Annotated in this window: 11 protein-coding genes; 5 read left to right on the top strand and 6 right to left on the bottom strand. The window is 60.7% G+C overall.

Annotation, left to right across the window (positions count from 1 at the left end; genetic code table 11):
• Positions 1-16 precede the first annotated feature (16 nt).
• The 5 genes from J2J99_RS16780 (at position 17) to J2J99_RS16760 (ending at position 3156) form a co-directional block, all read left to right on the top strand.
• On the top strand, positions 17-229 hold the full coding sequence (locus J2J99_RS16780; protein WP_168298393.1) for a hypothetical protein: 213 nt from the start codon (positions 17-19) through the stop codon (positions 227-229).
• A 42-nt stretch (positions 230-271) separates the two neighbouring features.
• Positions 272-1447 (top strand): YcaO-like family protein, encoded by a 1176-nt coding sequence (locus J2J99_RS16775; RefSeq protein ID WP_168298494.1) that lies wholly within the window; start codon positions 272-274, stop codon positions 1445-1447.
• The gene (locus J2J99_RS16770) at positions 1444-2151 is read left to right on the top strand and encodes a TfuA-like protein (RefSeq protein WP_168298395.1); all 708 of its coding nucleotides are present in this window, start codon (positions 1444-1446) and stop codon (positions 2149-2151) included. The genes J2J99_RS16775 and J2J99_RS16770 overlap by 4 nt, the downstream gene beginning before the upstream one ends.
• 102 nt (positions 2152-2253) lie before the next feature.
• A complete protein-coding gene (locus J2J99_RS16765; RefSeq protein ID WP_168298396.1) occupies positions 2254-2502 on the top strand; it encodes a hypothetical protein in 249 nt (82 codons plus the stop codon).
• A 249-nt stretch (positions 2503-2751) separates the two neighbouring features.
• The gene (locus J2J99_RS16760) at positions 2752-3156 is read left to right on the top strand and encodes a hypothetical protein (protein WP_205919018.1); all 405 of its coding nucleotides are present in this window, start codon (positions 2752-2754) and stop codon (positions 3154-3156) included.
• 345 nt (positions 3157-3501) lie between these two features.
• On the opposite strand, the gene J2J99_RS16755 is transcribed toward J2J99_RS16760, so the two are convergent.
• The 6 genes from J2J99_RS16755 to J2J99_RS16730 form a co-directional block, all read right to left on the bottom strand.
• Entirely contained in the window at positions 3502-3708 is a 207-nt protein-coding gene (locus J2J99_RS16755) for a hypothetical protein (protein ID WP_168298398.1), read from the bottom strand.
• Between the two features lie 1181 nt (positions 3709-4889).
• A complete protein-coding gene (locus J2J99_RS16750) occupies positions 4890-5996 on the bottom strand; it encodes a glycosyltransferase family 2 protein (RefSeq protein ID WP_205919026.1) in 1107 nt (368 codons plus the stop codon).
• A 5-nt stretch (positions 5997-6001) separates the two neighbouring features.
• Positions 6002-7753 (bottom strand): ABC transporter ATP-binding protein, encoded by a 1752-nt coding sequence (locus tag J2J99_RS16745; protein WP_168298402.1) that lies wholly within the window; start codon positions 7751-7753, stop codon positions 6002-6004.
• Positions 7746-8828 (bottom strand): glycosyltransferase family 2 protein, encoded by a 1083-nt coding sequence (locus J2J99_RS16740; RefSeq protein ID WP_168298404.1) that lies wholly within the window; start codon positions 8826-8828, stop codon positions 7746-7748. Before J2J99_RS16740 ends, J2J99_RS16745 begins: the two co-directional genes overlap by 8 nt.
• Entirely contained in the window at positions 8825-11824 is a 3000-nt protein-coding gene (locus J2J99_RS16735; RefSeq protein ID WP_168298409.1) for a trifunctional glycosyltransferase/class I SAM-dependent methyltransferase/polysaccharide deacetylase, read from the bottom strand. Before J2J99_RS16735 ends, J2J99_RS16740 begins: the two co-directional genes overlap by 4 nt.
• Positions 11818-12993, bottom strand: coding sequence for a glycosyltransferase family 2 protein (locus J2J99_RS16730; RefSeq protein ID WP_168298411.1), 1176 nt, complete (start codon positions 12991-12993; stop codon positions 11818-11820). Before J2J99_RS16730 ends, J2J99_RS16735 begins: the two co-directional genes overlap by 7 nt.
• Between the last annotated feature and the right edge of the window lie 53 nt (positions 12994-13046).

Raw genomic sequence — 13046 nt, 5'->3', positions numbered from 1 at the left:
GTTGAGGGGCATTTTAATGACGAAAGTTGTCATCATAGGAATACCGGACGAAGCGGGTCTGTGGCTCGCCGATCTCAACGCGGGCACGGTTACGCCGCTCAATCCGACGGGGGATTTGGCGACTGCGAGCAGCCTTCGTAAATCCGGCGGTACATTCGTGAAGGGCGTCGATTTGGCTGTCGCCGTTTCGTCGGCGCAGGTCGCTCTTTCCGGCCACGTCGACGGCTGAGTCGGCATTCTGACGGACCAGTCCATATATTCCGACAGGATCATATCGCCGCGGGAAACCCTTTCCCGCGTCGAGCCCTTGTTGGCCAGATTCGGGGTTACCAGGGTGGCGCGACATACCGGGCTCGACGACATCGGAATTCCCGTCTGGTGCGCGTATACCCCGAATTCGCGATCAATCGTGATTGCTCAGGGGAAAGGCCTGACCGATGTCGATGCCAAAGTGTCCACGGTCATGGAAGCCTTGGAACGGGCCGTTGCCGGCGAGCCTTTCGTCGATCGGTTCCGCGGCAGCGCCTCCGGCCTGCGGGCGATGGGATACAAGGTCGATAGGCTGGACTGCCTGATCGCTGTCCATAAACCCGACCTCGGGCCAGACGAGGAGACGGAATGGGTGGCCGGCATCGATATGCTCACGGGCGGGACGGTATATATCCCCTTTGAAGCGGTGGTGCTCGACCGTACGCGGGATGCCCGATACTGGATGTCATCGGACGGCCTGGCCTCGGGAAACAACCTCGAGGAAGCGATTTTTCACGGTGTACTCGAGCGGATCGAGCGGGACGCCCATGTGCTGTGGCAAGTCAGCGCGGAAGCGGATCGTTATGCCGGCTGCGTCGATCCCCGCGGTTACCAGGACGGCGCCTTGGACGGGTTGATCGACAAGATCGAAGCATCGGGATTGGCGCTCAGGCTCTTCGATATCACCAGCGACATCGCCGTTCCCTGCTTCACCGCCATGCTGGGCCCCTGGGATTGCGTTTCGGATCCGCGGGATCGCCACGGCGGCAGGGACATCCGCCTTGTCGAGGTGACCGGTGGCATAGGGGCTCATCCCTCTCCCGTCCGCGCGGCCATTCGGGCGGTAACGGAAGCCGTGCAATCGCGGCTCACCTATATCAGCGGAGCCAGGGACGATATTTCGCCGGCCATCTTCACAAGATCCTTGCCGCCGCTGATGCGGCGAGCCTTCGAGGCAGTTCCCGGATCGCCGGGCCCAGCGCCGGAATATCGGCCACGGGATCTGGCGCAGATGCTGCAGCACGTGCTGGAGGCCTTGCGAACAAAAGACATCGGTTCGGTCATCGCCGTACGCCTCAGCGAGGACACACTTCCCTTCAGCGTCGTCAAGGTCGTTATTCCCGCGCTCGAAAATCCGGAAGGGGAGCGTGCTCGGCGGTTGGGAACAAGGGCGCTGGCGAGGGCGATCGGCTTTTGAAGATCATTTTCGCAGGTCCCAGTCTTCCCGACGCAGCCGAACTTGCCGGCGAGGCGATACGCGTCCTGCCGCCTGCGATGCAGGGGGATATTTTGGCTGCGGCGGAAAAGGGTGCCAATGTCATCGGCCTGATCGACGGCGGCTTCGAGTATGCCGCGCCGGTCTGGCATAAGGAAATTCTCCGTGCGCTCTCGCTTGGCGTGACCGTTCTGGGGGCGGCCAGCATGGGCGCGCTGCGGGCCGCAGAATGCCATTCCTTCGGTATGGTCGGGGTCGGCCGCATTTTCGAAGACTACCGCTCGGGCCGGCTGGTCGATGATGCCGCCGTCGCGCTCGTGCACGCGCCTAGCGCGCTGGGCAGCAAACCGTTGACGATACCGCTCGTCAATGTCAGCGCCACGCTCGATGCCATGGAGAGGAAGGGATTGCTCCCAGGAGGCGTGCGCCGGGAGCTTGAAAATGCCGCCGGCGCAGTCTTCTTCAAGAGGCGGACGTGGCGGTCGATCGTCGAACAGTGCACCGGCATAGCTGAGCCGGATCGTCCGAAACTATTGACGGCCCTTGTCGGGCATTCCGTCGATCAAAAACGCATCGATGCGCTGGAGTTATTAAAAGCGGTGCGGGCAGCAGCCGATATCCGCGTGAATGCCGATTTGTCCTGGAAATTGCACGAGACAACATTTCCTACACGGCCTGCATGGTGAATCAAAAGCGGCAATCGTCACCGAGAGTTGTGTCACGCCTTTTTCACGGGCTCGGCCACGCCGGCCCGCGTATCATTCCTTCAATTCGTTGGAGAAATGGGCATGGGCGTGACATCGATTGCTAACGTAAATGCAGACCTGGGGGCGGAAGACAGTCTGGACGAACTGGTCGCACTGGCGCGAATGATCGCGTATGCGCGACAGGTCGCTCAGGATGTCAAACTGCCATTCGCGACGAATTGCCTCGATCTTGCTCTCGAGGCGGTGAAGCAGGAAGTCGGGGAGGGACTGACCCGGGATCTGGCTGAATTGAGCTCCCCGGTTCCGCAAGTGAGCGTAAAGAGACATTAGTCCGGCTTTCGGATCTCTCGAGGGACGAGGTCGGCCGCCAACCACCGCGGTCGAAGTTGCGCAAATCGCAGGGGATTGACTGACCGCGGAGCAAGGCTACGGTTTCCTCTTCCGGGTTGAGGGGTGGCCGATGAAATTTAGCTGCGTTGTGCGAGCATGAAAAATTCGTCACGACCTCTTTCTGCGATGGCGGCTTTTCTCGCCCTGATCCCGGCCGCCGGCCATGCCAGCGAAGCGCGGGGAAAATTGATGGCTCTGGCTGCGAAGGGCTGCGTGGAAGTCAGCGGAACGGCCTTGACCGGAATGGCCGGAGGCCCGGCCTATTCGGCAACGGAGTTCAAATGCGGCGCAAAGCTCTTGCTGGTGCTGCAGCGTCAGACCGGCAGGGAGGGAAACCTTCCCGTCTGGAGCACGATCGATCAGCTGACGATTGCCAAGCCCAGCCCCCGCCACGAACTTCTGCAACCATGCTATTGCTCCTCGAGCCGGTTTCCTGATGATGCCGTCTTTGCGATCGGCAGGATGGTGGTGCAACCGGATGGCTCCTATCGATCGGACAACGTGGTCAAAGCTTGGAGGGTCGATATCAAGCACGAAAGACTGGCCGCGATACCCGTCGATGGCGTGCTTTGCGCGCTGGATCCGGCCGATTGACTGGGGGCGGCATGCGCACTCGGTGAAAAGGACCGCCCTTTCTCCGCCTTCGTTCCGAGGCGCTGCGTAGTGCCGAGGTGCGCTCCAAGGCGCTGATGTCTCTACGGCAATGGATGGGCTGCTGGGAGAGGAGCGGCCCCGCAATCGATCTATTCAGAAATCGATTTGATTGTGGCTTGGGAGAAGTCCGGGGTGGGTCCTGGGCTGTCGCTTGTTCGGGCGATCTTCGATACCCGGCGCAATAGATCTTGAAAACGAATGGTAAGCGGTTTCGTTGACGTTGTCTCCGGGCGGGGAGACGGCGGCAGCGCTCGTCTGATGATCGGCCCCAGCCGATCGCTGATTTCAATGGGTCAAATTGCGCTTCTGGGCCAGCAGTAAAATGTAATCGTCGGCAATGTCCGCGATGGCCATTGCGACTTCCGCCGGATCGCACCCCTCGACCTTCGTGTTTGCAATGAACTGATAAACCGCCTTCTCGATCTGCTTCCGGCAGATCATCACGCGTTCATCATAGCCAAATTCCGGAATCTGCGATGCCATATCACCCATCAGGTCAGCTCCTCACTACTTACAGTGAACATGACACAAATTATAAGTTGTGCAAGCAAATGCTTTATCAAAGGTTAATTCAGCGGCGCGGTGCGACCATTTGGACACAGATTTGGTCAGTCAAAAACCATCCCGGTGTGGCGAATCGAGTGAAGTCATTCGCGCCGGTCGATTGACTGTTCACGCCGGGAGTCGCTTGACGAGGGTGGGTGTCTCTGAGCCTGCGGTTCCTTGATCTCGGGCCGCCTGGCGGATTTGAAGTGACCGGTCGAAGGCTTGCCAATGCCGGTCTATTCGCAGCGAGACGACCTGCCATTATCCTTTGGTTTGTCAAGACGTTAAACCTCCGTTCGGCTTCACCATCGTCATTTTCCGAAGTTGAACTGTGTTGCGCACTATCGAGGCCGGTTCATGCCGGGATTGTGGGATTTAGTTCTGGCTGCTCCTTCCCAAGTGTTGCATTGCAGCGCCGTTGCGACGAAGGAAAGGAGGGAAAGAATGTGAGGATGTCTTATGTTTTTTTCGAAAAGAATATAAGGCGGCGTCGTTGGGCGCTGTGCAATAACTTCGGACAATAAATAAGATAAAATTAAAATTTTACCAAAAGGTAAAAATATATATTTCAGACATTGGTTGTATTTAAAAGTTGCTTTTGTGATAACCGAACTGTTATGGTTAATATCGGCAAGATGAGCCTATTTCAATAATAAAGATGAGTTCGTCTATCACTTTATAATAACCGCATTATCTCTATGTGGGCGAATTTGCCATCGGATAATTTCTTCGCCAAACGGAAGCACTTGGCGTTGAGCGCGAGCCCGGTCGTTGCTTGCGGATATTTAAATTAGATTTTTGAGCAAGGCCATTGCAACAGGGAATGTCGCTGTCGGCGCAGCACTTCTTTGTCCGATCCAGCGATGATAACGGTTGCCCGCGACAACCTGTCCCTCGCAAAGTTGAGGACCCGCCGGGGTGGTTGACGGGTCCTCTGGTAGGATTTTTACACAGTGCGTAGCTATTATTGCGCTTAATCTTGATATTGTCACAGCTTATTATCGGAGAATTATAGTTTCCCACAGTTTTGTCGGTCTCACGAAGGCAAATATTTTACGCCATGTTCGATTTGTACTGAATAATTAGTAAATGGTTGCCAATGGCACGGAGGTGCCGGCCTTCAGAACCTATCTCTTCGAGAGCGCAGCGCAATCTGCGTCACAACGGTCAATCTCCGACAAGCGGCGGAACAAGGCCTTGGTTCGGAAACGGGACCATCCGCCAACCAGCGGCGTAACAGGATCTATTTCCTCGAATTTCTTGAAATCTGTCCGCTGCCGCCTGGACGGCCGGGCTTTGGACAACGCCCTGTTTGCGGCTCTGGCGGCTTTTGAAAAGATCAGTTTGGTTATGACGCTGGCAGCAAGCCATGGACTATGACGATAGACGTGTTTGAGCGAGACCGCGGCGCTGCGCCAATCTTTCGAAGCCGCAAATTTTGAGAATGCATAGAGGTGGGCCGAGGCGCGGGCGCAGCTGACGACGAAAGCGGGAAGCTGCGGATTGCGGGCGACGCATCGCTCATAGACAGCCAGAAGCGATTGCGCCATTCGGGATCTGTCGGCAGACATGGCCGCGGCATGAACGCGATAGCCCACCAGGCCGAGTGGCACCGCCTCGATCTTGAAATGCTCGGCTGTGCGGAGTTCGAAGTCGAAGTCTTCGCATCCGCCGATACCCTGATTGGCATAGGTCGGATCGTAGCCGCCGATCTTGTCTATGACGGTCCGGCGGACCATGAAGCCGCTGCCATTGCCGACGAAGCGGAAGACGAGATGGCGAATGAGAATGGATTCCCGGGCGCTGAGCGACGAGCCGGACCGCGTGCAATATCCCTCGGAATCGACGAAACGGTGAAGGGCATAGACCGCACCCCAGGCCTCGGGCAGCGGGTGGAGCGCCGACAGCATTCTTTCGATATACGTCGTATGCCAGAGATCGTCCGCATCCAGGAAGGCGAGATAGCTGGCCTTCGACGCTGCGATCCCGATATTACGCGCCGCGGCGACGCCGTGGTTTTCCGTCGACAGAAGCTGGATCCTCGGGTCGGCGGCGGCGAAGCGGCGGCAGATGGAAGCCGTCTCGTCGGTCGAGCCATCGTCGACGACAATGATCTCCAACGCCTTGTGGGTCTGATCGATGACGGAGCGAAACGTCTGGGCAATATAGTCGCTGGCATTGTAGGCGGGGATCACCACCGCCACCAGAATCTCCGACGTGCTCGACCTCTCCATCGCCGTCACCCGAGTTTGGATGCGAGCGTTGGCGGGCGAAGATCGATCTGGTTCTTCATCAATCTGGCGACCGCAGGGCGATGGCTGACGACGATCAGCGTTCGGCCGGCATCTTCCTTGATTGCCGAAAACACGCGCATTTCGGTGTTTTCATCGAGCGCGCTGGTGGCCTCGTCCAGGAGCAGGATCTGCGGCCGGCCGGCCAGCGCGCGCGCCAGACCGATGCGCTGGCGCTGTCCGCCTGAAAGCCGCACCGCTTCGTCGCCCAGCCATTCGTCGAAGCCTTCCGGCAGATTTTCGATGAATTCGGTCGCGCAGGCGACATCGGCGGCCCACCTGACGTCCTCGTCGGAGATATCGCGACGGAAGCGGATGTTGTCGAAGACCGTGCCCTCCATCAGTTCGACATCCTGGCCCGACACCGACAGCAGGTGCAGCCAGCTCGCGCGGTCGACATCGGCGAGATCCTTGCCGTCGATCGTGATCCGACCTCGCGTCGGCCGGGTGAGATCGAGGATCATGTTCAGGATTGTCGTCTTGCCGGAGCCGCTTGGCCCGGTCAGAGCCGTCGTTTCGCCTGCCTTGATCGAGAAGTTGAGGTTTTGAACGGCCGGCGCGTTCGCCTGTTCATAGGTGAAGGAGACGTCGTGGAAGACGATGGCTTCAGCCAGGCGGGCGACCGGCACGCCTTGCGCGGCCTGCTTGGCGTCGTCCTTTTCGGAAAGCAGAGCCAGCACGTTCTGCAGCGACGCTTCCATCTCGTAAAGGCGCAGGATCTGGGAGTCGAATCCCTTGATATGCGGTTGAAGCCTATAAAGAAGGATGGTCGCCGAAAGTGCTGCCTTGAAATCCACCGGCAGGAATTCCGAGGACAGGATGATCGTCAGGATGATCCCGAACGTCAGGATCTCGCTCAACAGCGAGGTCGCCGCGCCCATCCAGTCCGAGTGGCGCCAGGTCCGGCCAACTTCGCTGGAAAGTGTTGCGAAGAGCTGCTGGTGGCGCTGCTCGAGGCCGAAGCTTTTGACCGCTTTCAATGTCTGCAGCGTGGTCCAGCTCAGCTGCGTCAAGGCTTCGACGGCGGCCAGCGCCGAAGCGCCAAGGCGCCGATAGGCGCCGGCAAAGGACCCCAAGGCGAAGTTGTGGACAAAGCCGAAGACAAGGCCCAGCAAGGCGATCGGCCAGGCCATGACAAGCATGCCGATACCGAAGATGACGATCGTGCCGAAATTGACACCTAGACGCACGAGGCTCGCATGTGCCGAGGATACCGCATAGGCTTCGGTGGCGATCACATTCATCAGATCGCTGCGCTCATAGTGCTGAAAGCGCTGGAACGGGATGGTCAGGATCTTGGCGTAGAGGCGGTCGCGCATGCGATCGCTGATCTTGTGGTTGATCGTGCTTGTGATCAGCGAGTTGACGAATCCGAGAAGGATGCGCAGCAGGATGGAGGCGATGAGGATACCGATCAGCACCGGTTTGGAAAGACTGAGGTCGATGCCGCCGAAAATCGCCGGAAGCCCGGCAACGGTGGAGGGGGAACCCGGGCCCTGCTGCCCGAGAACAAAAACGAGGCTCACCAGAAAGGTGATGCCGACCATCTCCGAAAACCCGGTGAGAATGCCGAGGATGATCATCACCGCCATCTTCAACCGCAGCGCCGGCACGAGCTGCAGAAGATCGCGGTAGCGGGCCGCAATCACCATGTTGAAGGCGCCGGCCGGCCGGGAGGCAGATTTCCGAAACCTATTCATTGTCGGCCATCCGCGATGATGTCGGGCTGAGCACGCTTCCGAGCCGCATGAAACGATCGCTGTAGGGCGTGCCGGCTTGCGGAACGAGGGCACCCGCAAAGCGGGTCTTCGATCGGTCCGAAGACTTTCGCAGGAGCTGTCTGGCAAGCCGCACGCCATAGCGTTTTGCCAGACGAAGGCTCTGCCGCAGGCCATGGACGATCAACTGCGGGCCATATTGCATCGCCATCATCGGCGCCAGCTTTTTGACCTGGGCATAATCGCGGTTTGCAAGGGCTTTGTTGAAATACCAGTGCGTCGTGTTGAACTTGGCGGTCTGGATATCGCGTCTCAGATGCGGGTAGCGCTCGATGAGCGGCGCCATCACCAGGGCATGGGATTTCAGCATCCGATAGGCGTTGCTCGACATGTTCCCCCGGGTGAAGCGATAACCGGTGAGGAAATCGGGAACCAGCGCAAAGGGCAGGCTCTCGGCCAAGGCGAGATAGAGCTTCAGATCCTCGCAGCCCTCGGCGCCGCTGTCGCGCAGGCCGGCGTCGTAGCCGCCGCAGCGCAGAACCTCGGTGCGCGGCATCAGCGGCGTGCTGCCATTGCCGATGAAGTTTTCCCGCAGCAGCGGTTCGAAGACGTTGCCTTCATGCAGCACCGGACGTGAATGGCCGAAAACGACGCCGTTTTCGTCGATGGCCGCATACCAGTTATAGGCGACGCCATGGCCGCCGGGAAATTTTCGCAGCGACTGCAGTTGACGCTCGATCTTCTCGGGATGCCATATGTCGTCGGCGTCGACAGGCGCCACATAGACGCCCCGTGCCTCGCCGATGCCGTGATTGCGGGCACGGGCAACGCCGCCATTGGCTTGCCGGAGGACCCGGACACGGCGGTCGGTGAGGCTATAATCGCTCGCAAGCGCGAAGGTGCCGTCCCGCGATCCGTCATCGACCACAAGGATTTCGAGCTTTTCGTAGGTTTGGTTCGAGACGCTTTGCAACGTTTCGAGAAGCGTCTTTTCGGCGTTGTAGGCCGGGATGACGACGGTGATCAGTGGGGTCGCTGCGGTGCCGACGATTGTCATCCGATAAAGGCTCCGGGCAGGCCCATCAATGCGGGGAAGGCTTCAAGCGGACTGTCGCCGCGGACTTCGAGGCGCGGCAGGCTGAAGGCTTTGTCGGAAAAGGTGGCTGTCGCGGCGCGTGTGGTGAAGCCGGTCGTGTAGCCGGCAAGGGAAAGAATGCCCGGCACTCTGAAGTCGGTGGCGCCGTAGGGCAGTGCGATCGAAACCACGGGGGCGCCTAGCCGGCTTTCCAGGGCATGGCGCGACCGCAGGGCTTCAGCGAGCAAGGCATCGTTTGCCATCGCGCTCGCCGGCGTGTGGGAGGCGAGATGGGAGCCGAAGCTGATGCCCTTCTGCTGCAGTTCCTGAATATCCGGCCACGCCATCAGCGCTGCCGGCTCGCCATAGGCGCAATCCCAGTCCGAGCGGCCGCCGACCTTGTCGGTGACGACGAAGACGTCAGCGCTGAAATCATTCTCGGCCAGGATCGGGAAGGCGTTGGTGCGGAAATCCAGGTAGGCGTCGTCGAAGGTCAACATGACCGGCCGGCCCTGAATCGGCTTGCCGCCCCGCAAGAGATTGGCGAGTGTCGGCGCCGTCACGGCGTAATAGCCGTGCCGGCGCAGGAATTGCATCTGCTTGCGGAACGTCTCCGGCAGCGTGCGGAAACGCCGCAGCGCGGCGGGGCCGTCCTCGGCGATCCGGTGATACATCAGGATAGGGATCGAGGTCGTCACCTCGGTTGCCCATGCCGCCTCCCGCGCGATGCCCGTCGGTCCTGAGATGATGTGCTTTGCCACATCGACGTCCATCGGCGTCCCATGCGTCTCGACCCGCAGGACGGGAGCGGCCACAGTGGCTTTGCGGAAGCGGTGGATGGCGTAAAGCGCGGTATCGATCGTCTCTTCGAGGACAAGCCCCGCCTGTTCGGCCAGAACCCGTCTGATCGTCCCGACCCCGAAAGGATGGCCCCAATCGAAACCTGTTCGGTCGGGCTCGTCGCAACGCAGATGCGCATGCGCGGTGATCAGGCAGCCCCCCGGCTTCAGCGCCGTCGCCATCTTGCGGCAAACACCCGCAAGCATCTCCTCATCCTTCATGTAATAAAGCACTTCGCAGCAGAGGATGAGATCCTGATCGGGTGGGAGCTGTTGTCTGACGAAGTCGAGAACCCGGAATTCGACACTGGAGAGATCGCGGCAACGTGTGGCCGCCCTGTTGATCGCCCGCTGCGAAATATCGGTGGCCGTCACCCGGCTGACCTGGCGCGCCAGCTTCTCGGTGAATATCCCCTCGGCGCAGGCAAGTTCCAGGGCCGTTTCGGTCCCCTGCGGGATCAGGCTCAATGTCTGCGCATATTTGACCTGCTCGTAGATCGAGAGGTAGTTCCACGGGTCCGGCCGTTCGAAAATTTGCTCCCAATAGTCTTCTGCCGACTGAGGCTGGGGAGCCCGCTCTTCCTTCGCCGGCGCCGCGGCGGCTGCATGTCGCACCGGCGGCAGGCCTCCTTCGAGATTGCGCAGGAGAGCGGAGAGCCGGGCGTCATTATCCTGTCGGTCGCCGGGCGCTCCGGCAAGCACGGCATTGCGGCCGGTCCGCACCAGAAGTTTTTCGAGGCGCCCGCGCCGCCGGCCGCTGCGGAGGATGAGGCCGCCGAAGGTTCGGTAGCCGCGCAGCGCCTCCCTTGTCCAGGCAGCGGCATAGGTGAGCGTGCGCGGTTGCTCGAGATGGTCTCCCGCCTGCATCTCCTGCATGATCAGCCGGATTTGCGCCCGGATCGAGAGGTCACCCCAGAGTGGCCCTACGAAGGTGCCGATATGCTCGTCGCCGGAAAAGCCGTGCATGATCAGCGTATCGGCCTGCTCGGCCCGGGCGATCCTGGAAAGGGCGCCGAGCTCGACGCTCACCACCTGGATCGCGCCGAGGGTGAAGGATCGCCGAAGGTTGCCGGCGGAGAGCTGCCAGGCGGCGGCTTCGAGGATCTTGCGGCCGGTGCCGGGCAGGGAATGACGCTCGATCAGCTGGACGAGTGGATGGATAGTCGGCCACCACTGCTCGGGCGCATCGATGAGATCGTCGGCCCGGTCGCGCAGGAGGCCGGTCTGCAGGCCGTGCAGTATCACGTCGGCAAAAAAGCTCTCATAGCCTGCTGCATCCGGCATGTCGGGCAGCAGGGCGGCAAGGGCTTGTATATCCAGGTTCGGATCGTGCTTAGCGGCGACGACCCAGACGAGCATGCGCAATCGGCTGACGGCGGGTGTGATCCAGCCGGTTTCCGGCCCCTCGGCCGGCAAGCCGTGCTGCCGGCGCAGCGCCTCGGCTTTCGTTGTCACGCAAATGGCGTCACGCACCAGTTTCGTCGGATCGCCGGAAAGCGAGCCCGACTTCACGCGATAGAAAGCCAGGCAGGCGTCGACACGGCGAAATTCTGCGCCTGCAAAGGCCATGCGCAGCCAGAGATCCCATTCCTCGCAAGTCTGCAGGCTCTCATCCATGCCGCCGACCTGCTCGAAAAGGCTTTTGGGAAAAACCACCGTGTGAATGGCGAGCGCGCAAAAGGACGAGAATTCGCGCCTGGCGGCATCGCCGGCAAGCACCGGCGCCTGCTCCACCGGCATCAGCCGGCCGTCCGGGGCGACCCGGCGGTAGGAGCAATAAGCGATGGTGGGCGGTGATCTATCCTCGGCCACTGGCAGCATGGTTTCGATGAAGGTCGGGTGCAGCCAGTCGTCGGCATCGAGCATGCAGAGCAGGCGGGCTGCGGCCAGGCGGGCGGCATGGTTTCTGGCCGCCGCAGCACCGGCATTGGTCTGGCGGGCGGCGACAATGCGGCTGTCGGCTGCGGCAATCGCCTCAAGCCGCTCCCAGGTTCGGTCGCTCGAACCGTCGTCGACCACCACTGCCTGCCAGTTCGATTTCGTCTGCCGCTGCAGGCTGGCAATCGCTTCGGCAAGCGTGTCCTCTGCATCGTAGGCAGGAATGAGGAAGGAAATTTCGGGCGCCACAGCTGTCACCATGCGCGCATCTTCCAGCGACGCAGAACGTAGAGTGCGCCGTTGACGCTGCCGAGCATCTCCTGTTTCAGGAAGAAATCGTGCGAAGTGGCGCCCTTGCGCAGGCGTTTACGCAACCGGCCGGCAAAATATTTCGGGAAGGAGATGAGGATGCGCCGAAGGTTGCCGCCGTTGCCAGTGTTCTGATACTGCACCAGCAGCGCGGCGATATGGCCGCTCATATATTGCTGGATCTGCCTGGCCAGCCCCTGCATATCCTTGCGATGAAAGTGCCAGGAAACCGCGGTCGGCTCGTAGCGGCAGACGTGGCCGTGATGCAGGAGCCGGTTCCAATATTCAGAGTCGCCCGAGCAGCCGGCCGCACCCATGTCGAGGCGGACGTCGAACAGGCCGATTTCGTCGAATACCTTGCGGCGGAAGGCCTGGCTTGCGCCGGCGCCGATTGTCCAGACCGGCGCGCCGTAGCGCCTGTGGCTGTCGTAGAAATCCCGACCGAAATCCTGCCTGATGTAACCGCGGCCGAAACCCCAGTGCTTTTCGAAGATGAATTGCGCCGGCGTTGCGAGCTCACCGGGCAGGATCAGCCCCGTGACGCAGCCGATCTCCGGCCGGTCAAACGCCTTCATCAGGTCCTCCAGCCATCGCTCGTGGAGAACGACGTCGTCATCGGTAAAGGCGACGAATTCGGTTTTCGCCGCGCGAATGGCGGCATTGCGGGCAAAATCCAGCCCGACCCGATCTTCTCGGACATAGGTGGCGCCCGCGTCTTCGACGACCCGGCGGGTCGCATCGCCTGAAGACGCATTGTCGACCACGATGATCTCGACCGGCTTCAGCGATTGCTCGGGGATCGAGGCGAGGCACCGGCGCAGCTCTTCCGGCCGATCCTTGGTGCAGATCAGAATGCTGACGTCGCGATTTTGAAGAGGCGCCTGGGCGATCTGGCGTGCATGCGCAAGCGTATCCGGTCGCACGACACGTCCGGCAAGCTCGGCGGCGGCCTCGGGCCTGTCGACATAGGCCTGTCCAACGGGGAGGCCGTCGGCGAGAAAGACCACGAGCCCGGCCGAGATCGGCGCGGCGCCGGCGTCCTGATGCGATGCGAGATCGAGATACAGTATCGGTACGGGAAAATTGACAGTCGCCAGATCGGACGGAATGATTTCCTGCATCGCTACTCTCTCAACGCACCACGAGCACAGGCCGGCATAAAGCGCGGAATGCG

It is taken from the genome of Rhizobium binae (assembly GCF_017357225.1).
GTDB classification, from domain to species: Bacteria; Pseudomonadota; Alphaproteobacteria; order Rhizobiales; family Rhizobiaceae; genus Rhizobium; species Rhizobium binae.
Note: the sequence above shows the minus strand (reverse complement) of the source record. Positions and strands in the feature narration are given on the sequence as shown.

Bases quoted from the DNA above. Each gene is read 5' to 3' on its own strand.
- J2J99_RS16780 (WP_168298393.1), top strand. From the start codon at position 17: ATGACGAAAGTTGTCATCATAGGAATACCGGACGAAGCGGGTCTGTGG.
- J2J99_RS16730 (WP_168298411.1), bottom strand. From the start codon at position 12,993: ATGCAGGAAATCATTCCGTCCGATCTGGCGACTGTCAATTTTCCCGTA.
- J2J99_RS16735 (WP_168298409.1), bottom strand. From the start codon at position 11,824: ATGGTGACAGCTGTGGCGCCCGAAATTTCCTTCCTCATTCCTGCCTAC.
- J2J99_RS16760 (WP_205919018.1), top strand. From the start codon at position 2,752: ATGGCTCTGGCTGCGAAGGGCTGCGTGGAAGTCAGCGGAACGGCCTTG.
- J2J99_RS16740 (WP_168298404.1), bottom strand. From the start codon at position 8,828: ATGACAATCGTCGGCACCGCAGCGACCCCACTGATCACCGTCGTCATC.
- J2J99_RS16755 (WP_168298398.1), bottom strand. From the start codon at position 3,708: ATGGGTGATATGGCATCGCAGATTCCGGAATTTGGCTATGATGAACGC.
- J2J99_RS16765 (WP_168298396.1), top strand. From the start codon at position 2,254: ATGGGCGTGACATCGATTGCTAACGTAAATGCAGACCTGGGGGCGGAA.
- J2J99_RS16745 (WP_168298402.1), bottom strand. From the start codon at position 7,753: ATGAATAGGTTTCGGAAATCTGCCTCCCGGCCGGCCGGCGCCTTCAAC.
- J2J99_RS16750 (WP_205919026.1), bottom strand. From the start codon at position 5,996: ATGGAGAGGTCGAGCACGTCGGAGATTCTGGTGGCGGTGGTGATCCCC.